The sequence below is a fragment of the Legionella drancourtii LLAP12 genome (assembly GCF_000162755.2).
Lineage (GTDB): Bacteria > Pseudomonadota > Gammaproteobacteria > Legionellales > Legionellaceae > Legionella > Legionella drancourtii.
Genome location: NZ_JH413811.1, coordinates 180,193 through 202,673, shown reverse-complemented (window position 1 = coordinate 202,673; position 22,481 = coordinate 180,193). Strand labels below are relative to the sequence as shown.

Below are 22,481 nucleotides of genomic sequence, written 5' to 3'. Positions count from 1 at the left end.
AACCGAGTTATTGCAATTAGATAGCGCGGTGCAAGCGTGTTCTCGTCATCTACTGTTTGTGGAGAAAAAGGCTGAATCTTCTCAAGATAAGGAGCTGTTTAATCTTTATGCAGCTAATATGGAACTTCTCAGCAGTATATTACAAAACTCAATGGATAAATTAGATAAGCCTAATATGGTGATTTCAAATACATTGAAAGACATCGCGCAGTTTGATTTTATTAATCCAAATTTATCGCCTAAAGTAGCAATTAAAGACTATCTTGATAGATTAAATGCTTTTGTAGTGTTATTTACGAGAACGCATAAACTAGAATTTAAAGCTATAGAGCTTCTTGCTCTTGCCAAAATGGATCAATCTTATTTAGAGGATATGGTTAAGCTTCTTGATATCAGTTTTGAGCCCATGAAACCATTGCCGACGACGACACCAATCAAGCTATCTGAAAAAACAGTTGTTTTTTTTGCGCAAAAAGCCGGTTCAGGCTCACCCTCATCTTCAAAAAGCCCAGAGGAAAACCCTTCAATGACATTATAAAAATTTACCCAGGTAGCATACAACTGCTTGGGTATTTTATGTAAGTTAGATAGCCTGATGTACTATTTAATAGCGCACTGTCCAATCATCTCAAATTGATGTATATTCGCACAAGGTTTATTCATTGGTATTTTTATGATTCAAAGTATGACCGCTTTTGCTCGAGTGCAAAAACAAATTGACGCGGGGAATTTATGCTGGGAGATTCGCTCTGTGAATCATCGCTATTTAGATGTTTCATTTCGTTTGCCCGAGCCTTTTCGTTTTATTGAAACGCAGTTACGTACTGTGTTACGCGATAAAGTAAGTCGCGGTAAATTAGAGTGCCAGCTTAAGTATCAGGATATAAGTTCTGATAATCAGTCTATGCTTATAAATACAGGCATGGTTAATGTCTTAGTGGATTTAAGTCATCAATTATCTACTTCTCATCATTTAGCGAATGATTTAAGCGTGAGTCATATACTTTCCTGGCCTGGTGTAGTACAAGTCAGTACTCCTGATGTAGAAGCAATCGCGCAAAATGCCCAGTCCTTGTTTGCTGAGGCAATTGAGCAGCTTTTACAGGTGCGGGTTACAGAGGGTAGGGCTTTAAAAGCTCATGTGGATGGACGTTTGCAAGAACTTGCTAACGAAGTGGTGCGTTCACGGTCCATAGTCGCCACACAAGCTGAGCAAATTAAAGATAAATTGTTGACGCGTTTGCACGCGGTGCAAATTGAGGTACCTGAGCCTCGTGTTGAGCAAGAAATCGCTTTGATTATCGCACGTTTGGATGTCAGTGAGGAATTAGATCGATTACAAACGCATATTAATGAAGTGAGTCGAACCTTAAATTGCGATAAAATAGCCGGCAGACGTCTTGATTTCCTGATGCAGGAACTCAATCGCGAAGCAAACACCTTAGGTTCAAAATCTGATTCGGTTGAATTAACACAGAGTTCTGTGGAAATGAAAGTGTTAATTGAGCAAATGCGTGAGCAAATTCAAAACATTGAGTGAGTACTATTGTGGGTCAATATTCAGGTAATTTATTTATTGTTGCAGCACCTTCTGGAGGGGGCAAAACAAGTTTAGTAAGAAATTTAATCGCAACTCTCGATAAAATAGAGGTTTCCATTTCGCATACGACGCGCGCGATGCGGCCAGGAGAAACACACGGTGTAGATTACTTTTTTGTTAGTGAAGAAGAATTCATGGCGATGATTAATGATCATGCTTTTTTAGAGCATGCACAAGTTTTTAATCATTTATACGGTACTTCTATAGCGCAAATTAATGCTCGTTTAGAATGTGGAATTGATGTGGTTCTGGACATTGATTGGCAAGGCGCGGCGCAGATTAAACGTATTTTCCCTGACGCGGTGAGTGTATTTATTATTCCACCATCAATTGAGGAACTCAAGCAACGTTTAATGAATCGTCGCCAAGATAAAGATGAAGTAATCAGCGATCGGATGAAAAAAGCTCAGGATGAACTGAGTCATTATTCTGAGTTTGATTATTTGATTGTGAATGATACTTTTGAACATGCGGCTGTGGATTTAGAAGCGATAGTGATTGCAAATCGCCTGCGGACTGAACGGCAGGTAAATAAACAAGCAAAATTACTTTCATTCCTGATGTCATCGCAGTAAAATAAGAAGTTTTGGTTACCAGAGGAGACAGTTATGGCACGAGTTACAGTTGAAGATTGTTTAGAGCACGTAGCAAATCGATTTGAATTAGTCATGGTAGCTACAAAGCGTGCGCGACAAATCGCCGTTCGTGGCGATCAGCCCATGGTTGAATGGGAAAATGATAAGCCAACTGTAGTCGCTTTGCGTGAAATTGCAGAAGGTCTTGTAACTGCTGATATTTTAAACAAAGAATAAGTTCCTATCTTTCTAAAAAACAGCATATTTCCTGTAGGTAGGGCTTAAAGACTATAGGTGTAAAGCTAAGGGAAAAAAGTTTTTTGTACACTCCAAAACCGTTTGGGCTGAAGAGGCATTTATGCTGTCTTGAAGCCTTGCGCCAGCGTTTACTCGGGCCGAACGGATCGAGGATAGACAAAGTTAAATTCCTTAACTTGATGCTTATGGGCTTTAGCCCAACAACAGAGCATGAGCGCGCTCAAGGTTGAGTTCTTAGCTCAAGCTACATTACAGATCGACTGATGCTGTTTGGGCTATTATTTAAATAAGAGTATGTTTTTCGGGGAATATGTTGTTGAGCCTTAGGCTCAATCTACGTACCGTATATCCGCAAATTGGTGCCCAATGTAGGGTGCAAAAGTGAGGTATGGTCATGTTGGATATTAGGGAGTGCTACGTGAGCTACTTTAAGGAGCTTGATGAGGAGCTAAAATGCTATCTTGAACAAGCTCAAATAGAAAAATGTTACCAAGCCTATTTGGTGGCTGAAAAAGCACACTATGGCCAAATGCGCCGTTCAGGTGAGCCTTATATTACTCATCCTGTGGCTGCCGCTTTAATCCTTGCACGAATGCGCCTGGATTATCAAACCATTATGGCTACTTTGCTCCATGATGTTGTTGAAGATACCTCTGTTAGCAAAGAAGATTTAACCCGCCAATTTGGTGAAGACATCACGGCTTTAGTCGATGGCGTTACCAAACTTACAAAAATAAAATTTGAATCGAAAGCAGAAGCTCAAGCAGAAAATTTCCGTAAAATGGTGTTGGCCATGGTCAAAGACATTCGCGTGATTATCGTCAAATTGGCTGATCGCTTGCATAATATGCGTACTTTGGGGGCCATGCCGCCAGCAAAACGTCGGCGTATTGCCATCGAAACCTTAGAAATTTATGCCCCAATTGCCAATCGTTTGGGGATGCACTCCATTTACGTTGGTCTTGAAGATTTGGGTTTTCAAGCCTTATACCCTATGCGTTATCGGGCCATAAAATCAGCAGTAGAAAAATCACGTGGTAATCGTCGCGAATTAACCCAAACCATTGAAAGAGACTTACAGCAAGCTCTGGCGCAGTTAAACATTCCTTATGAGCAAGTTTTCGGTCGTCAAAAGCACTTATACAGTATCTATAGAAAAATGCGGTTGAAAAAGGCATCATTTACAGAGATTACTGATGTTTTTGCCTTTCGGGTAATTACAGAAGACATTGATTCATGTTACCGTATTTTAGGTGCATTGCATTGCACATATAAGCCTGTTCCCCAGCGTTTTAAAGACTATATTGGCATTCCCAAAGCGAATGGATATCAGTCTTTACATACAACCTTGTTTGGTCCTTTTGGGGTGCCATTAGAAGTACAAATACGTACTCGTGATATGGATAAAGTGGCTGACAATGGCGTGGCTGCGCATTGGATTTATAAATCGTCAGGTCTTGAAGTGAATGAGGCGCAATTGCGTGCTCGGGAGTGGGTGCAGAGTCTGTTGGAAATGCAGCGCAGTACCGGGAACTCTTTGGAGTTTATTGAAAACGTTAAAATTGATTTGTTCCCTGATGAAGTGTATGTCTTTACACCCAAAGGCCATATTATGGAATTGCCTAAAGGGGCTACGCCAGTTGATTTTGCTTATTCGGTGCATTCAGGCGTGGGCAATAGTTGTGTTGCCGCCAAAGTAAATCGCCGCTTGGTGCCGCTCAGTATTCCTCTGTCTAATGGTCAAACAGTAGAAATTATTACTACTTCAGGTGCACATCCTAATCCTGCCTGGTTGAATTTTGTCGTGACCGGGAAAGCTCGTTCTAATATTCGTCATTTCTTAAAAAGTCAGCAAAATGCAGAATCTATAGTTCTAGGAAAACGCTTGTTAGAGCAATCACTTACTGAATTATCCAGTGATTATGCTAAGGTTCCACCTGAATCGTTACATGCATTGCTAAGTGATTTACATTATAAAACTACAGATGATTTATTATACGCAATTGGTATCGGCAACCAAATGGCTATGGTTATTGCCAAGCGTTTAGTTGTAACTCAGGATGCGAACGAATTCGATCGCAGTGGTAAAGCACGTCCATTGGCAATTAAAGGAACCGAGGGGATGGTGGTACATTTTGGTGAATGTTGCCAACCTATTCCTGGAGACAGTATTGTTGGCGTGTTCCAACAGGGGCGCGGAATTATTGTGCACAATAGTGATTGCGTCACCTTAAAAAACAACCGTTTCAGCCCAGAACAATTTGTTGCCTTACGTTGGGATGATAAGGTGGAAGGCGAATACTGGGTGGATATTACCGTTGATGTCGCTAATGAGCGTGGCGTGTTAGCTGCTTTAGCAACAGCTATTTCAGAGGCGGGCTCGAATATTGGTAATATTAGTGTGGATCCACGTGATGGTCGTCATAATGCCGTGACTTTTTCAATTAGTGTTATTGATAGAACCCACTTAGCGCGTGTCATGCGTCGACTGCGGGCGAATAAAGTAGTCCTGCGTCTATATAGAAAAAAACAAGGAGATAATTAATGCAGCCGGTACATACCAAATTAGCTCCAGAAGCTATTGGCACTTATTCACAAGCCATTCAATGTGGAACTACGGTTTATCTTTCAGGACAAATACCACTGGATCCTGAAACCATGCAAATGTGCAGTGAAGACATTAAATTACAAATTACCCAGGTTTTAGAAAATTTATCAGCAGTGTGTAATGCGGCTGGTGGCAGTTTAGCCAACATAGTAAAATTAAATGTTTATCTTACTGATTTAAGCCATTTTCCTTTAATTAATGAAGCAATGGGGCATTATTTCGTTGAGCCTTTCCCTGCACGAGCAGCCATAGGTGTTGCTGCCTTACCACGCGATGCGCAGGTTGAAATGGATGGGGTGATGGTTTTACCTGCGTCCAAGGAATAAATTTTTTTCCCCTAAAGCATTTTGTCTTAGGGGCGAGCGTTGAATGTAGAATATAGAGTTAATATCGATGAGCATTATTTCCCTTCATGGCCTAAGCCTTAATATCGCCGGCAATCAAATACTGGACAAAGCAGATTGGCAAATACAACCGCATGATAGAATTGCTTTGGTTGGTCGCAATGGTGCTGGGAAGTCCACACTATTAAAATTATTGCAAGGTGATATCGTTCCCGATAGCGGGCAAATTAATCAACTCTCTGGCTTGCGTATCGCTGGTTTAACCCAAGAAGTTCCAATTACAGGTGATGAGTCAGTTTATCATTTTTTAGTGAAAAGTTTGGGGGAAGTGGGTGAAGTTTTGGCTCAATTTAATGACTTATCTCAACATGGAGATATGGATAAATTGGCCCTTTGCCAGCAGCGCATGGATAACTTGCATGCTTGGGATAAATTGCCGCACATTGAAACTATGGCCAGCCGTTTGGGTATAACGACCAATGAGCGCATGAATAGCCTATCTGGCGGTATGAAACGCCGTGTTTTATTGGCTGCCGCACTGATTGCCTCTCCAGACTTATTATTATTGGATGAACCCACAAACCATTTGGATATTGAAGCCATTGAATGGTTGGAGTCTTATCTGAAAACGTTTAAAGGTTCCGTATTACTGGTTACCCATGATCGGGAATTTTTAGGGCAAGTAGCCAATCGGATTGTGGAAATTGATCGTGGCACACTGTACCAGCATGATTGTAATTATGAAACTTATCTGGAGCGACGTGAGTCCATTCAGCTTAGTGAGCAAAAACAAAATGATTTATTTGATAAACGGCTTGCTGAAGAAGAAGTGTGGATTCGCACTGGAATCAAGGCAAGACGTACACGAAATGAAGGCAGGGTTCGTGCGTTAAAAGCGTTACGCGAAGAATATAAAGCACGTCGTAATCAATTAGGAAAAGTTAAGTCGCTTTCTTTAGATGTTAGTCGCTCAGGTTCCATGGTGATTGAAGCAAATCAGGTGAATTATTCCTTAGGGCAAAAAAAGCTGTTACAGGATTTTTCTTTATTGCTGACGCGTGGTGATAAACTTGGCATTATTGGTCCTAATGGATGCGGTAAAACTACTTTAGTGCGTTTATTGCTTGGTGAATTGCACGCTGATTCAGGGGAAATAAAGCGGGGTACTTCGTTAAGCGTGGCTTATTTTGATCAGTTGCGTCGTCAATTACAGGAAGACCAAACAGTTATGTTTAATGTTGGTGATGGTGCTGATTATGTAACCATTAATGGTAAACAAAAACATGTTGCCAGCTATTTGCGTGATTTTTTATTTTCACCAGAACGTTTTAATCAACCGGTTTCTGTTTTGTCGGGTGGCGAGCGAAATCGCCTATTGCTGGCAAAATTATTTGCCAAACCCGTTAACTTTTTAGTCATGGATGAGCCAACCAATGATTTGGATATTGAAACTTTAGAACTTCTGGAAGAAATGTTAGGTGAGTACCCGGGGACATTAATCTTAATTAGTCACGATAGGGCGTTTATTAACCAAGTTGTGACCAGTGTTTTGGTGTATGAAGAAGCTGGAAAGTTTGCCGAGTTTGTTGGTGGTTATGATGATTATAAGATGCATAAAAAACAACAACAGCAGAAAGAGCGCGATGTTGTGGATAAGGCCATCCCGGTGGCAAAACGTAGTGCAGCATCAGCTAAATTAAGCTTTAATGAGCAGCGTGAATTAACGCAACTACCACAGAAAATCGAACAGTTAGAAAAGAAAATTTCTGAGTTGCAATTACAAATGGCTGACCCCATGTTTTATCAACAAGATGCTCAGGCTATTGCAAAAATAAATCAAGGCTTGGCTGAGGATGAAGCTTTATTGATGGCATTTTATGCACGCTGGGAAGCATTGGAAGAACGATAGCGTGAATAAGTTTTATGGTAACTGTGATTGTGTTCGTATATTGGATTTTACAGCCCAACCTATACGAAATGTAAATCTTAGCGATCTATACTTACAGTTACAGCGGAAAAGGAACAAGTAGATGTTATTAACTCTGGCTTTGGTAATTTTAGGTGCCTCTATTGCGGTCTTCTTTGCGCAAGAATTTATTGGCATGTTTAAAAAATTATTTGCAATCAAGGGGGTTAAGTTATTTTTACCTTTATTAATAGCTTCTTGGTTAGTATACACTTTTGATTACTTGGCTTTATGGATGGTTTATTACTATCGTGAAATCTTACAGGTTGGTTTAACCTTTTTGATTAACATAATGCCATTTCATGAATACGCAGAGCCTATATCTTTAATTATCCTGTTATTTACTATAACGACACTTCCGGTATATTTAATCGATCAATTGCAGCGAAAAAGAACATTTAAAGGGTATCAATATCCTAATGTAACAAGGATATTAATTTTTCTTGTGAGCTCAGTACTATTATTGGCACTTTAATTACCGGAGTTTTAGGTGAGATGATGTTAAAAAGCTATTGTTTTTCAGATAGTCATCTAATATAAGCTATTATTAGAGTATATTATTGTATTTCATGAGTCATGGACTGCATTTTATATGAATATAACTAATCGATTTGCACGCAGTATTCTTCATATTTATGGTTTCGGTTGGTTATTGGGGGGCATCGTTTATTTCTATGCAGGTATTATTGCGCCCATATTTTATCTACCGTCAACCCATTATACCGCTGACGTAGCGGTGCAATCTATGCAGCACTTGAAACCATATTGGTTTTATTATGGTTTATCTTTTTTTATTTTTACTATTGCCGATACAGCCATGATGCTTTTGGGCCTTGTTTTTCGACGGATTTTTGGCGTTACCTTCAATACGAGCATGGCTGCTTTTTGTCTATTTGCGGGTGGTTTTATCGGTGTTTTTGTTGATCTGAGCTTATTAACGTGTTGGCTGTTAATTGGAAACTTTAATTTAACTCCTGAGTTGCTCCAAGGCTTTTGGAGTGTTTTCTTGGTAGTTCAATATTTAGGTATAATTTTAACCGCTTGGGGATTTCTTATTGGCGGTGTGGGGGTCTATCTTATTTATAAAACAAGCCAGCAATCTACAAGTGTATCGAATGCTTGGCGAAAATGGACACTGGCAATTTTTTGGCTTTGTTTATTAAATGTTCTGGCTATTATTTTTGCTTTATTGACTAATAATGGTCTTCCAACTGCTTTGTTATTCCTCTTTTTTACCGTAGTTGTAGCGCCTGTTTGGACCTTATTGTTAAGTAGGAATTCAGTTCTTATAAGTAATGTGAATTTGGGATAATAGATTGAGTAAGGTCTTATCTCGTCTCAACTTGAGCCTATAACTACACTCAACGTTACATTCAGTGTATAATGGCGCCAATTTATTTTCAGGTTGCACCATGAATAAACAGGACTTCTACTTTGATTTACCCTCAGAGTTAATTGCGCAGTATCCTTTAGCTAATCGCAGTGACTCGCGATTATTAACCTATAATCGTCACATAGGGGAGTATGGCCATCATCAATTTAGAGACATTGCCGATTTTCTAAAACCTGGTGACTTGCTGGTCATGAATGATTCTAAAGTAATTCCCGCGCGTCTTTATGGGCATAAAGCTACTGGTGGTAAGGTTGAATTGCTGGTTGAGCGTATTACTGGTGAATTTACGTTTCTTGCGCACATTAAAGCCAGTAAAGCGTTAAAAGCGGGTGCTTTAATTTATCTGGAGCAAGATAGACAACTTGAGGTATTAGAGCGACACGATGACCTGTTTGTTTGTAAATCCAATATTGATGTCTTGCAATTATTGCATGGCGTAGGGCATATGCCTTTACCTCCCTACATCACGCGCAGTGATGAGGTAATGGATGAAGATCGCTACCAAACTGTTTATGCAAAATACGAAGGTTCGGTAGCCGCGCCGACAGCAGGATTGCATTTTGATGAAGCAGTCTTAGCCAGTTTGCATGCACGTGGCGTTGACATTGCGCATGTTACCTTACATGTTGGTGCGGGAACATTTAGACCCGTTCGTTGCGAGAATATTAAAGAACATAAAATGCATAGTGAGCATTTTACCCTAAATCCTGAATTATGTTCTGCGGTACACGCAACTAAAGCAGCGGGTAATCGTGTCATTGCAGTTGGTACTACGGCGCTTCGTAGTCTTGAAAGTGCAGCTCAGGAGGGAGGGGTATTAACTCCTTGTAGCAGGGACACTAATATCTTTATTTATCCAGGATACAAATTTAAAATTTGCGATGGCCTAATGACCAATTTTCATTTACCTGAATCGACCTTGCTGATGCTGGTTTCTGCTTTTATTGGTTATAAAGAAGCAATGATGCTTTATCAGGAAGCAATTGCTAAAGGCTATCGATTTTTTAGTTATGGTGACACAAGTTTATTGCTTTAAAGGGAGATGGGAATGTTCGCAGTGCAAAATTTTATACCCGTTCTGACTTCAGAAGCGGGTTTGTGCCTTACCGCAGAAAATTGGCAAGAAGCCAAAGTCACAACAGTATCCTATTCTTTAGAATTTTTATTGCACAAGCCAGGGGTTGCGTTATTAAAAAAAATAACTGATTTACGGCATTATCTGGGATGGTCTGGCACACTTATTTTAAATGCAATGTCCTTGGTGGCCAATCGAGAAGGAGTTTATACGCTTAAGTCACCTTATGATGGTTCTAAAACAAAACTAACTGCTTTTGAGCTCATCGAATTAATCCAACATCTAAAACCTGATGCGGTTGTTTTGCCTAAGAACATTCTCCAGGATTATCCGCATATTTGGGATGCATGGACTGATTCTATTATGCCTTTTATTCATGCAGACGATCTGCGTTTCCATGAGGTAGTACGGTCATATGGTGTTTATTTTAATTATGTAGATGAATCGACAATAGTGCAATTAGATCATTGGTCATATGTAGCGCGTTATGTGACGGGTACGCTTAATGTTGAATTAATACAGACTTTGCGCGCTAAAGGAATCAAATTAATCGAGACTGATGAGCCGGCAAGAGCCGCGTTCTGTGGCCAGGTATATAGTCAGAATGGAGTGGTTGATTTGACCAGCACGAGTACGGCAATGCAGTTTGAAACGATTGATCCTGATTGTGTTTGTCCTACCTGTTCACAGCGATTTACCAAAGCTTATTTTCATCATTTGCTACAACATACTCCTTTGTTATGTCAGAGATTTTTAATCCAACATAATGTATTTTGGATGGCAAAGAGTAAATAGGTGAGTAGGGAATATCAGTCATTGTCGTTATCGCCCGGGCTTCCGATGTATCATAAACCATCTTAGCCAAGATGGGCGGTATCGCTTGTCGAATCGCTCTCCTCATCCTTCTCTAATGTTGTTGATTGTTGTTTGATGTCATGCAATCCATTTTTCAAGTCACGGAAATGATTGACGCTTTCTTTAGTGCCTTTATCATCCAATTTTTCCGCAGCTTGCTCTTTAGCCATGTTTACATAGTCATTTACTTCCGAGTGGTGTGTTTTAAATGCGGTTTTGTAAAGAGAGTTGCTGCTATATCCAAAAAATCCTTTTTCTTGGGCCGCATCAAATTTATATGAGGCCACGTGAATTGCATTGGCGCTAAATTTCATCTGTGGTATTTTTTCACCAAGAATTGCAAATGCAGTCCATAAATATTTTAATTCTTCCGCGCTGCCATTCTGCAAACGAATAGGCTTTTCTTTAGAAGGCGGTGCTTTCATATTGGCTAGAACCTGAGTAGCCACTGTCATGGCAAAGTTTACCCTGGCCGCTTCAAGATCTGCATCGGAGACCCCATCTGCTTTTGTAGGAAATTTATGGATGATATATTTTCCTGGATTTGTTTTGTTGTCTCGTTGATTTTTTGCCGTACTGCTCAGGGTATTTGTATCTGATTTTTCGTAAATAAAACGTCCCTGCACTTTAATTGGTACCCCAGTCTTTTCATGTGTTGTATGATGCGTTACATCAAAACAACGGACTTGATTAGCTTGAGGACGTTCTTCTAATATAAATTGCTCACCTTTCTTGGAAGTGACGCTCAGCTCATTAGATGTTGAGCGAATTGCCTCTGCATTCATTTTATTACGCTCAAGAAGATAAGTAACAACCGATTCTGGTTTATATACAATATGTTTGGTATTGAGCGTGGTTTCTACTTCATCGAAAGGGGGGGCAGGAATGTTTGTTTCATCCTGTTCTTCTTGTTGATGCACCTCTTCCAGTGGTGATGTGACAACATCGAATGATTGTGGTAGTGGTGAGGTGTCTATTTTTTCAGCGCGCTCAACAGAAGGCTTTATCGTTTTGCTTAAATTTTCTATATACGAGATAAGAGGGTAGGCTTCTTTCCTGGCTGCATTTTTTTTAACTTTGCTATTTATCCAGGCCCCCAGTTCGCTATTCGCATTAAACGTATTGACAATATAAGCGCTTAAATGTTCTTTATTAGCTTCATTTGTCTCCTGATCAGCGACTGCAAGCGCAGCTGCTAACATTTTATATGCTCCTTGGTATTTATTTTTTTTACCAATTTCTTGATTTTTATAGGCTTTTGCAAGAGCGACATAGGTTTGAATCTTTTCTTCAGCACTAAAATGTTCATCAATAGGTTTTGTGCTTTTTAAAACAAGCCAAAGCGGGTTCTGATCCTTGCGATATAAATTATCTAATTCTTTTCCATTAAAATTACTGGGTTCAAGCGTTGCCCCCGTTTTTTGTGCATCAAGTCCAAGAGCCACATAAATAGGCGCGGCTTTTTCCTCTACAGCGACAAATTCCCCATTAGCGGTTCGCTTAAAGGTTTCAGGATAAGCCAGTAATAAGGACTCTTGTAAATAAGCAGGGAAACGCCCAACTTCTATAAGCGAATTATTTTGCAGTTTTGTATTTAAATTGAGATTTAAAATTTGTTTTAATACACCAGTTTGTTTTCCTCGCGATTTAAGTTGAGCAAATTGTGCTTGGGTTGCCTGCCTAATCTCCCTTGCTGCCTGTTCATCATTGCTTCTATGGGTTTCCTTATTGATTGTATTAATTGATTCTTGATTGAGATTTATTAGCTTTTGGAGGGGATGATTTGACCTCTCATTTTCAGGGAGACTGACATAGCCAGATTCCTTTCTAAGGGCATCGTGTATTGCTTCTAGAGGTTTAACCACTCGAGTTAAACGCTGGGTAGGCAAAAAGGAAAAGGCATTGAAATTTAATGTTACATTTTGCCATGTTCCTGATTTATCACTCATGCTTGTTGCTGCATCTATATATGCTGCTGAGGTTAACATTTGCGGATTTTTTGCCGTATATTTTGAGTGAATATTGTCTACTTTAACTTGATTCTCACCAATTAGGCTTGTGAGCTGATCCATAATGTTTCTGAAGTTTGGGGAGGCGTATTGAGTATGTAGTTTTTCTATTAGTTCTTCAGGACTTGGTTCTGAACCATTGATGCTATTTCTTATGGGAGCCCAGAATTCTTTAGTGGAATTAATAAGATTATCGATTTTGTGTAAATAGTTATTGAGAATGTCTTTTTCTTTTGATGTGAGGCCTTTTTCTTGTTTAAGAAGGATAACTAAATTTTTCAGTTGTTGAATATTTGCAGTAAAATTTGATTCATTATTCAGGGCTTCTTTTAAGGCTTCAACTGTGCTTATAGATAAATGACCTTCTGTGCCTGCATGTTGTGTCGTTGCCCAATGGTTTATTTTTTTATATTCAGTATCGAGTGTCTCACGAATTTTTTGCGGTAAAGTAGGATGCAACACATGTTCAATATCACTCATAATCGCGCTTGATTTAAGTGGTTTATTTTCATTTTTGGGCTCTTTTTCTCGGGAAAGCTTATATAAGTCTCTATCAAGCGCGTTTTGACGCCGATTATGTGCGCTAATAAATGCGTCAAATTGTTCCATGGGAAGAGCGCTCACATCTTGTTTATCTTTGTTAATCTCCTGTGCCAAGGCATTATTGCGCATGCCTGAGGCGGTGGCTGTGTGTATTTTTTGACAATTCTCGAGTATTTTTGCGAAAATTTTATTATTTTTTATGGGTTGTGTATGTCCGTGTTCATCGCTTGTAATAATTTCTTCGGGTATATGGTCTATGTCAGAAATAAGCGGTTGGATGGGCAGATAGGCACCGCTATTAGCGGCAATGTAGTGACGCATCGCGGCAAAATTATCCATAGGCGTGAATAATTCGCACATGTTTTTGAAGGCGTTTTGTGCGTAAGTTGATAATCCCCCTTGCGTAACCTCTAAACGACATATGTCTCCTTTTTGTAAGGCAGCAACAATGACATTCGCCGCATCAACCTGATTTTCGGCAAGCAGTTTTTCCGCAGTTAAAATATAACGCTCCATTATGAGCGTGCGTTTCTCCAGTGATGTGCTAGAGAGAATATCTTTTCTAATTACTGCACAGGCTAAATCAAAGCTCTGAGATGCATCTTGAGTGAAGTATTTATATTTGCTTATGTTTGCTAGACGCGCTTTTTCAACATAATAGTCTATTGGTCGAGGTTTTTGCTCGATATCTGCTAATTTTTCTTCCAGTTCATTGTTAATGTGCGCAATCGCTGTTTCTTTATTCTCAACGGTGTCTTCACGTTCATTGATCTCTTTAATCGTATGGGCTGCATTTTTTTGTGCATTTTCTTTTTCATTGCTAATCGCTTGCAGGGCTAATTTTTGAGCTTCTTCGTGAAAATATTCTGGAGGTTTATTGGCAAGGTCTAATATTGTTTGTGCTACCTTTTTTGCACTTTCCAACATAACCGATGAAAAAGTAGCTGCAGTGGCATTGATAAGTTGTTGATTGAGCACTTTTAAGGCGCTAGCAAAATTATCATCACGCTGAATTTTTTTAATTACCGTTTTATCGATTAACATCTCATCAACGGTATTTTTAAATGCTAGCAGGCCATGTTGGTCTATTAGGTGTTGGCAAGTATGTTGAAATCCTTGAATATCAGTTGCTGTGTAACTAGCTATTAAATTATTAAGCACGATACTAACATCTGGTTTTGCCGGCTTTTCCACCGGTGGTATTTGTACCGCCAAATTGGGTGGTGATATTACAGACTGCACCTGTTCAACCTTCGTATCATTTTTTTCTTTTTGTTGGATTTGTTGATGAACGTCCGCAAAATGGTTGACTCGTGCATGTCCTAATTCTAATTTTTTCATGAAATTAACTTCTTCTAATGCTCTTTTATCCATTTGAGGCTTAGCGTGAGCCCATGCCGCCTGGTTTGTAGGGGGAGATGGCTGGTCACTTATTGAGGTTTCTTGAGTCGGAGCGGGTTTTTCATTTGCTTGGACTGCAATTGTTGGTACAGAAGTATTTATTCCGGCACGGATTTCTAAAGCTTGTACTAAAGGGAGGATGTCTCTAGCCAATTTTATCAAGGTAAAATCTTTGCCCATAAGGCTATTAATTGGATTGGTATGTTTTAAAGAATGGGCTTCATTAATGACATTTTTTAATGCCTCTGCTTTTTGTTTATACGATAGAGACTCATCCTGGAGACAATTGAGCAGAGCGGTAGTTCGAATTACTTTTTCATTTGAACTATTTTCAGAGGTTTTATGTTTTTCTTGATAACGCTCTAAAGTTTGTATCAAGGAACTTAGTTTTTCAATTTCTTGGCTTACTTGCACCTTTGTTTTTGTTTTTACTTGTTGATCAAGAGCCTTCAGGTCTTCAATCTCTCTCTTTGCTTTCTCTGATTTAGCTTCTTCTGCTATGGCTTGCTTAAATGAAAAGAGTTCCAGGTATGGTATGGCCACTGTTTTGTCATTGTAATAAGACAGGTTTTTTAGGTTTTTATCTGCTTTAAAGTCCATCATTTTTTTTGCATTGGGGGGCAAGATGGCAAACGCTTTTTGTAATGAATCATTTTTTTTACTAAATTCTAATTCATCAACGACTAGTCTGATGATTACCGCAGAATTGTAATCGCCTTTTTGATGTAGTTTGTCCATTACATCAAGCCAATAGACCAGGTTATCGCGCAATTTTTCAGGAGCTCCTCCCGATAATATGGATTGGCGTATTTCATTGCGCAGATAAATATTGGCGTACCTGCTCATTGTTGTAAATGTAGCTGGGTCATCCATATTATAATTTTCATAATAGCTTGCGGAAATAAGAAATAAAGCACTCGCTACTTCGGTAGTTGAATTTTGACGATCAACGATCACTTTTAATAAGCGAGTATTGATATCTGCGAGTTGGTGTTTTTGTTGAGTCATATATTTAATGTAATTATGCGTTTTTTTAATTATAGGACAGAAAATAGCTTGTATTTAATTTGAGCATGTTTTGCCTAGGGAACGAACTCCTATTTTTAATCCAATATTCATGTTTTGGGGATGGCTAAATAGTAAAAAACAGTTAAGCTTAGATTTGGATCAATAATAAATGGGGCATTCCATGATCAAAGTTAATATTCCAGGATTTACTGATTTAACAATTCATGATGTTATATTGGATTACAATGGTACCTTGGCCGTCGATGGTCTTTTAATAACGGGTGTTGCCAGTGAGTTGATTGAATTATCTAAAAAAGTAACGATTCATGTTGTAACTGGTGATAGCTTGGGAACCGCTAAAAGTGAGTTGCAAGGAATCCCTTGTAATGTTTTGATTGTCCCGCCAATGGAGCAGGGCCTTGCTAAACAAAATTATTTACAAAAATTAAATGCTAAAGAAACTGTTTCTATAGGTAATGGGCGAAATGATCAGCAAGTCATGAAAGATTCTGCTGTCGGTATTCTTATTTTAGGCAAGGAAGGAACTGCGGTTGAAGCATTGAACGCTGCTGATATTGTCGTTTCTAATATTTTCGATGCTATTAATTTATTACAACATCCTAATCGCTTGCTCTCAACCTTAAGATCTTAAGCTCTTAAGCTCGGTGTGCATCAATAGCCGTCAGAATATGTTGCTATTGATGTGGTATTTTATTAACGACAGGTGGCTCTTGCTTTCTCTCAGCGCTGCCTGGTTTGATATCTGGATAGAGGCTCGTGTAGATTGGGGCACTACTGCTTCTTTGATGAGTCTTATTAGGCTGTGGATTGTCTGTTACTCCCAAGCAAGACATCAGTGTAGAATAAGAACTTCCATCACTATTTTCACTACACGAGCTTTTATTCGTCGTGTTGGATTGTTCGGAAATTGGGCTAGTAAAGATACGTACACTGGCTTTAATTGCTATGCCAGATAATCCACCAAGTATTATAAACGGTGACCATAGTGCTGCGCCAATTGAGTTTAGGACACCTGTAACGCTTAGTTCATCTTGATTGATCATACGTGACTTAAGAATATCTAATGGTCCTTTCTCTGTTTTATAACATTCATGGCCAGCGGAACATAAATAGGTTACGCCAATCGATGCATAAAGAATCAGTGCACCAATACCAAAGCTAAACAAAGCGCTGCCTGTAGCAGTTAACGCTGTAATGGCCATTGTCGGGGCTGTTGCCAATTGAAAAAAAACGAACCAGAAAATTAACGGTGATCCTATAAATGCACCTAAGAGTATCAATGTTAAGCTATTTGATGCTTGATAATTACCATGATGGCGATGGTGGTGGTGATGACGAGACATGTAATTATCCTTATCCTTATTCGTTAGCTCCATTATATTGACCCCTGGCTGTATATAAAAGAACTATTTTTTATAAGGTTTGACACGATTTCCTGAACCCGCTAGGATATACTCAAATTAGATGGCGCGGGGTGTCGTGAAAACGACTGAGAAATACCCGTTGAACTTGATCTGGGTCATACCAGCGTAAGAACGCCTTTTAATCTAACTTTAGCAATGAATTTCTGACTCTAACAAGCTTAGAGGCTGGCTTAACTGTTAAATTTAGATTAATATTTCTTTGGTTCTCCATAAACACGAAAGCCGCTGCCATCCTCTATTTTATTTACATAAGGAGCAATGGCAATGAGTGTATTATCTTCAAGAACAACCTTATTACTTAATTGGTATGCCAATCCATACCATACACCTATTTATGTCGCCCATTCTTTAGGCTATTACCAAGAAGAAGGCATAAAGCTTGCTATTTTAGAACCCAGTGATCCGAGTGATGTGACTGAAATTGTTGGTTTAGGCCATGTTGATTTTGGTGTTAAAGCCATGATTCATACTGTGGCAGCACGGGCTAAGGGTTATCCTTTAACTTCAATTGGTACTTTATTGGATGAGCCACCTACGGGGCTTATTGCTCTAAAAGCAAGTGGCATTAATTCATTTCAAGATATTGTCGGCAAGCGGGTGGGGTATATTGGGGAGTTTGGCAAAATCATTATTGATGATTTAGCAAAATTGGCCGGTCTAGCTCCTTTCAGTTATGAAACAGTGCGCATTGGTATGAATGTTACGGATGCTATTTGTCGTGACTTGATTGATACGGGGATTGGTTTTATCAATTTTCAACGCGTTGAGTTAGAGCATTTACGTGGTGAAACTGTTTTTTTACGTTTAGACCAATTGGCAGGATTGGGCTGTTGCTGTTTTTGTTCTATTCAATTTATTGTACCTGAACGTATGTTAGCGCAGCCCGAATTAATCAAGAGTTTCCTTAATGCAACCCAGCGTGGTGCGGCATTCACTACAGAATATCCAGATGAAGCCTATGAGCGATTATGCCAGGCTAAACCGCAATTACGCACGCCAATGTACCACACTATTTTTATGCGAACCCTGCCATTCTTTTCGCGAACGTTGTTAAATGTAGAACGAGACTGGAATAAAGTGGCACGTTTTGGTAGACATTTGGGCGTGATTAATGAATCTTTTGATGTGAGTACTTGTTATACAAATAGTTTATTGCCTAAAATGCCTCATTCGGATTTACAGCCGATCGCTTGTTGTGCAGATTAACTACCAAGCTACGATTGATACTTCATTTTGGCATCAGGAGGTGCAGTTATGAAAACTGTGTGGGCTATTGCAGGAACTGACGCGGACGCACAAACCTTACGTGGATTTGGTCTTGAACTTGTCCATGCAGAAGGCATGCCTGCAGCAATTAAATTTGGGGCATTGGAAACGGCCAATGAGCTTGCGGCTACGATTGGTTTTTTAACTAATTATTCGGGGCCGTTGGTTTTGGATGTACCGCTTATTCCAACAGCGATGTATGGTATGTTGCATCAGGTTGATATTTTAGTACTTGATATTCATGAGGCAGAAACTATTTTAAACCAGGCTATTAATTCTCATGAGGCCATCAAAGATGCTGCGGTGGAGTTATTAGCTTTTGGTGTGAAAAGTGTATTGCTTAAAGGCGAACAGATGCATGAGTCATTATGGGTTCATGATTACTGGACTAATGGCAGTAATTCATTTTGGCTGACACAACGTCGTTACTCTGATGCCAAATATCCAGTAGCCGGGGCGGTTTTTTCAGCCGCCATTACTGCTGCATTGGCTCTGGGGTATCCAGCAGAAGATGCGATTGTCATTGCGAAAATGTACCTACATCAGGCAATCCGTTTGGCACAAACCGATCTTTATTATGGTGGTTTTCCTGAGGATGAGGCTGATTTGCCTTATTTAGCAGCAATGCCATTATTTGCTGCGCCAGAGGCGTTTAAGCATACCCATTATTTAGGACTTTATCCGGTCGTTGACAGCTTTAAATGGGTAGAAACTTTAGTCGAGTTTGGTGTTAAAACTATTCAATTGCGTATTAAGGAACGAACACCGACTCTTGAAGAGGAAATGAAACGTAGTATTGTGTTAGCAAAACAACATCAAGTGACTCTATTTATTAATGACTATTGGGATTTAGCGTTAAAGTTGGATGCAGAGGCGGTGCATTTGGGGCAATCCGATTTAGATACGGCTGATCTTGATGCAATTCGGCGTAAAGGACTTTTGCTTGGTGTGAGTACATATTGTTATTATGAAGTGGCGCGTGCGCATGCTATTTGTCCTTCGTATGTTGCTATTGGCCCAATTTATCCAACTACTAGTAAAGAACTCGCTTTTGAAGCTCAGGGCGTGGAAATGTTGCGACGTTGGATGCGTACTTTGCATTATCCCTTAGTGGCAATTGGTGGGATAAGTCTTGAACGTGCACCTGATGTTGTAGCAACAGGGGTGAGTGGGGTTGCGCTTATTTCGGCGATTACAGCAGCTGAAGATCCGAGAAAAGTAACCCAACAACTTTTAAGTTTAATGTAAGGTTGGTGCTGAGCACCAACCTATACAAGACTTTTACCCTACAAAAATCTTTCTCTTCAAAAATTAGCCTGGGATTTCCTCTTGGATTCATTTACCTTCAGAGCAATTCGCTATATGATGTCACGCGATTAATTAATAGCCGTTTTTAGGAGATATTATGAGTTTTTTTATTAGCGATGCTTTGGCCGCCGCAGGCACAACTGCATCACCTCAAGCAGATGGAACTTTTTCGCTCATTATGATCGCCGCTATCTTTGTATTGTTCTATTTTATGCTGATTAGACCACAAAACAAAAAAGACAAAAGAACATCGTGATTTGATAAGTCGTTTAAAGAAGGGTGATGAAGTTATTACCTCTGGTGGTATGTTAGCTAAAGTAGTTAGCTTAGATGAACAATACATTAAAGTCAGTCTTGCAGAAGGCGTAGAGATTAGCTTACAAAAAGGCGCTGTCATTGCTGTATTGCCAAAAGGCACTTTAAAATCTCTTTAAGTCAGTCATAGGGACACGGAAATATGCAAAATAAATATCCTCTATGGAAAAACCTGATGCTGGTTGTTATTGCCATCATTGGGTTTATTTACGCCATACCTAATTTGTACACAGAAAATCCTGTTGTGCAAATTTCAGCTGAAACGCCAGTAGATTATGATGAATTAAAAACGCAAGTCGAAGGTATTCTGCAAAAAGATAAACTCTCATACAAATCCGTTTCCGCGCAAAACGAAGGCGTTGAGATTATTTTTGCCTCGACTGATTCTCAGCTCTTAGCTCGCGATGCAATTAAAAATGCCTTGGGTAATCAATACACGGTTGCTCTAAACTTAGCGCCGTCAACTCCAGGGTGGTTGCGTGCCATTCGTGCTGAACCAATGAAGCAAGGTCTCGATTTGCGGGGCGGGGTACACTTCTTATTAGAAGTAGACGTAGACAGTGTAATTAGCCGTCGTTACGAAGGGATCATGAAAAATATTGGTCAATCCTTACGTGAAATTGGCGTGCGTTATTCGGGCATACGTTATGTTGCCGATAAGGGTGTTAATTTACGCTTCCGTGATCCGCAATCAATGGAACGTGCTCTTGCAGGTTTAAGAGAAAAAATGCCTGATGTACTTTTTGTAAAAAGTAAAGCGGATAACGAAATTGTCGGTTCAATTCCACCGGCTGAATTAAATACAATGCGTCAAAATACGATTGAACAAACCATGAGTATTTTACGTAATCGTGTTAATGAATTAGGGGTTGGTGAAGCGGTTGTGCAACAGCAAGGCGCTACTCGTGTTGCTGTCGATTTACCCGGAATTCAAGATGCTGCGCGGGCAAAGCAGATTCTTGGGGGTACGGCAACGTTACAGTTTTATTTGGTCGATCAGGATAATGATCCGCAAATCGCCAAACAAACGGGTTCTGTACCTGTAAGTGATAAGCTGTATATGATGGATGGACATCCTATTCTGCTAAAGCGCCAAGTAGTATTAAGTGGGGATTCAATTACCTCGGCGGTATCTAGCTTCGATCAGCAAACAGCAACGCCCGCAGTGCAAATCCAATTAGGCGGGGGCGGTGAAAGTTTATTCACTAAAGTAACTCGTGAAAATATTGGTAAACGTATGGCTATTGTTTATGTAGAAACAAAAAATGCCATCCAGACAATTAATGGCGTGGATACGCGTGTTACGCATAAAGAAGAGCGTGTTATTAGTGCACCAGTAATTCAAAATGCTTTAGGTAATAATTTCCAAATTACCGGTCTTACGGACAGTAAAGAAGCAAGTAATCTGGCTTTACTGTTAAGAGCAGGGGCACTGCCTGCGGCAATCTATCCTATAGAAGAGCGTACGGTCGGTCCTACTTTGGGTAAAGAAAATATCCGTCGCGGGATTGTTTCCCTTGAGGTAGGTATGGGGTTAATTTTAATCCTGATGTTAGTTTACTACCGTGTCTTTGGCTTAATTGCTGATATTGCGCTGATGCTGAACCTGGTTTTATTGTGTGCCTTGTTATCGGTAATTGATGCAACTCTGACTTTGCCAGGTATAGCGGGTATTGTTCTTACCGTTGGTATGGCGGTTGATGCCAACGTACTGATTTATGAACGTATTCGTGAAGAATTGCGTCATGGATTATCTCCCCAGGCGGCAATTTATGCTGGTTATGAGCGTGCGTTCTCGACCATTCTTGATGCGAACGTGACTACTTTAATTGTAGCGATTATTCTTTTTGCAGTTGGTACTGGCCCTGTACGTGGATTTGCGGTAACTCTGTCTTTAGGGTTATTAACCTCCATGCTAACAGGAATTACCTTCACCCGTGCCATTGTGAATTGGTATTACGGTGGTCGTACTGTTAAAAAATTATCTATAGGTATTTAAGACGAGGCTCAGATGGAATTTTTTAATCCAAATTCAAAAGTGGACTTTATGGGTGCTCGTCGTTGGACGGCCCTGTTTTCCATATTAATTTTTGTTGTTTCGATTGGTGCTTTGCTTTTTCATGGTTTGAAGTGGGGGCTTGATTTTACAGGCGGAACCCAAATTGAATTGTCTTACCCTCAAGCTGCCGATTTGGAAGCGATTAGGGATAGTTTAAGCAACGCAGGTTTTAAAGAAGCCCAAGTAGTGAGTTATGGTACTTCTAAAGATGTGTTAGTTAGCATTGCGCCAAGACAAGATCAAGATCAATCGCATTTGGTTGATAAAGTAATGAGCGTGTTACCGGGGGCGGTGAAGCAACGTGTTGACTTTGTAGGTCCACAAGTAGGTCAAGAGCTCGCAACTAAAGGGGCTTTAGCAGTACTGGTTTCCTTATTGGCGACGATGATTTATATTGCCATGCGCTTTGAATATCGATTGGCAGTGAGTTCTGCGGTAGCGCTAATTCATGAT

Annotated in this window: 17 protein-coding genes, 2 pseudogenes and 1 riboswitch; of the genes and pseudogenes, 17 read left to right on the top strand and 2 right to left on the bottom strand. The window is 39.8% G+C overall.

What is annotated here, in order from left to right; translation table 11 throughout:
- From LDG_RS19585 to LDG_RS06080, 11 genes are all read left to right on the top strand, one after another.
- Nucleotides 1–538 (top strand): hypothetical protein (locus LDG_RS19585; RefSeq protein WP_040534681.1); only part of this gene is annotated, 538 nt, incomplete at its 5' end.
- A 135-nt stretch (nucleotides 539–673) separates the two neighbouring features.
- Complete coding sequence (locus LDG_RS06125; protein WP_006870336.1) at nucleotides 674–1,540, top strand: YicC/YloC family endoribonuclease; 867 nt, start codon at nucleotides 674–676, stop codon at nucleotides 1,538–1,540.
- 5 nt (nucleotides 1,541–1,545) lie between these two features.
- Nucleotides 1,546–2,175, top strand: coding sequence for a guanylate kinase (gene gmk / locus LDG_RS06120; RefSeq protein WP_233491423.1), 630 nt, complete (start codon nucleotides 1,546–1,548; stop codon nucleotides 2,173–2,175).
- Between the two features lie 33 nt (nucleotides 2,176–2,208).
- Nucleotides 2,209–2,412, top strand: coding sequence for a DNA-directed RNA polymerase subunit omega (gene rpoZ, locus LDG_RS06115; RefSeq protein ID WP_006870334.1), 204 nt, complete (start codon nucleotides 2,209–2,211; stop codon nucleotides 2,410–2,412).
- 439 nt (nucleotides 2,413–2,851) lie between these two features.
- A complete protein-coding gene (gene spoT / locus LDG_RS06110; protein ID WP_006870333.1) occupies nucleotides 2,852–4,978 on the top strand; it encodes a bifunctional GTP diphosphokinase/guanosine-3',5'-bis pyrophosphate 3'-pyrophosphohydrolase in 2,127 nt (708 codons plus the stop codon).
- Nucleotides 4,978–5,367: a RidA family protein gene (locus LDG_RS06105; RefSeq protein ID WP_006870332.1), complete on the top strand. Its 390-nt coding sequence runs from the start codon at nucleotides 4,978–4,980 to the stop codon at nucleotides 5,365–5,367. The genes spoT and LDG_RS06105 overlap by 1 nt, the downstream gene beginning before the upstream one ends.
- Nucleotides 5,368–5,434: 67 nt before the next feature.
- On the top strand, nucleotides 5,435–7,294 hold the full coding sequence (locus LDG_RS06100) for an ATP-binding cassette domain-containing protein (protein ID WP_006870331.1): 1,860 nt from the start codon (nucleotides 5,435–5,437) through the stop codon (nucleotides 7,292–7,294).
- A 121-nt stretch (nucleotides 7,295–7,415) separates the two neighbouring features.
- A complete protein-coding gene (locus LDG_RS06095; RefSeq protein ID WP_006870330.1) occupies nucleotides 7,416–7,826 on the top strand; it encodes a hypothetical protein in 411 nt (136 codons plus the stop codon).
- 117 nt (nucleotides 7,827–7,943) lie between these two features.
- Nucleotides 7,944–8,663 carry a hypothetical protein gene (locus tag LDG_RS06090; RefSeq protein WP_006870329.1) on the top strand — a complete coding sequence of 240 codons (720 nt, stop codon included), beginning with the start codon at nucleotides 7,944–7,946 and terminating at the stop codon, nucleotides 8,661–8,663.
- A 100-nt stretch (nucleotides 8,664–8,763) separates the two neighbouring features.
- Nucleotides 8,764–9,780, top strand: coding sequence for a tRNA preQ1(34) S-adenosylmethionine ribosyltransferase-isomerase QueA (gene queA / locus LDG_RS06085; protein ID WP_006870328.1), 1,017 nt, complete (start codon nucleotides 8,764–8,766; stop codon nucleotides 9,778–9,780).
- 12 nt (nucleotides 9,781–9,792) lie between these two features.
- Complete coding sequence (locus LDG_RS06080; RefSeq protein ID WP_006870327.1) at nucleotides 9,793–10,614, top strand: tRNA guanosine transglycosylase family protein; 822 nt, start codon at nucleotides 9,793–9,795, stop codon at nucleotides 10,612–10,614.
- Nucleotides 10,615–10,676: 62 nt separating this feature from the next.
- Here LDG_RS06080 and LDG_RS06075 read toward each other — a convergent pair whose 3' ends face one another.
- Nucleotides 10,677–15,635, bottom strand: a complete 4,959-nt coding sequence (locus LDG_RS06075; protein ID WP_006870326.1) for a RasGEF domain-containing protein — start codon at nucleotides 15,633–15,635, stop codon at nucleotides 10,677–10,679.
- 181 nt (nucleotides 15,636–15,816) lie between these two features.
- On the opposite strand from LDG_RS06075, the gene LDG_RS06070 reads away from it, so the two are divergent.
- Nucleotides 15,817–16,287 (top strand): HAD family hydrolase, encoded by a 471-nt coding sequence (locus LDG_RS06070; RefSeq protein WP_040534673.1) that lies wholly within the window; start codon nucleotides 15,817–15,819, stop codon nucleotides 16,285–16,287.
- Nucleotides 16,288–16,330: 43 nt separating this feature from the next.
- Here the strand turns inward: LDG_RS06070 and LDG_RS18425 are convergent, their stop codons facing one another.
- Complete coding sequence (locus tag LDG_RS18425; RefSeq protein ID WP_006870324.1) at nucleotides 16,331–16,999, bottom strand: hypothetical protein; 669 nt, start codon at nucleotides 16,997–16,999, stop codon at nucleotides 16,331–16,333.
- 117 nt (nucleotides 17,000–17,116) lie between these two features.
- A riboswitch (TPP riboswitch) is annotated at nucleotides 17,117–17,209 on the top strand.
- A gap of 135 nt (nucleotides 17,210–17,344) precedes the next feature.
- On the opposite strand from LDG_RS18425, the gene LDG_RS06060 reads away from it, so the two are divergent.
- The 5 genes and pseudogenes from LDG_RS06060 to LDG_RS06040 all read left to right on the top strand — a co-directional run.
- Nucleotides 17,345–18,286: an ABC transporter substrate-binding protein gene (locus LDG_RS06060; protein WP_006870322.1), complete on the top strand. Its 942-nt coding sequence runs from the start codon at nucleotides 17,345–17,347 to the stop codon at nucleotides 18,284–18,286.
- A 48-nt stretch (nucleotides 18,287–18,334) separates the two neighbouring features.
- Entirely contained in the window at nucleotides 18,335–19,594 is a 1,260-nt protein-coding gene (gene thiE / locus LDG_RS06055) for a thiamine phosphate synthase (protein ID WP_006870321.1), read from the top strand.
- A gap of 157 nt (nucleotides 19,595–19,751) precedes the next feature.
- Nucleotides 19,752–20,088 (top strand): annotated as a pseudogene (gene yajC, locus LDG_RS20595) (preprotein translocase subunit YajC).
- 23 nt (nucleotides 20,089–20,111) lie between these two features.
- Nucleotides 20,112–21,968 carry a protein translocase subunit SecD gene (gene secD, locus LDG_RS06045; protein WP_006870318.1) on the top strand — a complete coding sequence of 619 codons (1,857 nt, stop codon included), beginning with the start codon at nucleotides 20,112–20,114 and terminating at the stop codon, nucleotides 21,966–21,968.
- Nucleotides 21,969–21,980: 12 nt separating this feature from the next.
- Nucleotides 21,981–22,481: pseudogene (locus LDG_RS06040) on the top strand (protein translocase subunit SecF); the annotation flags it as partial.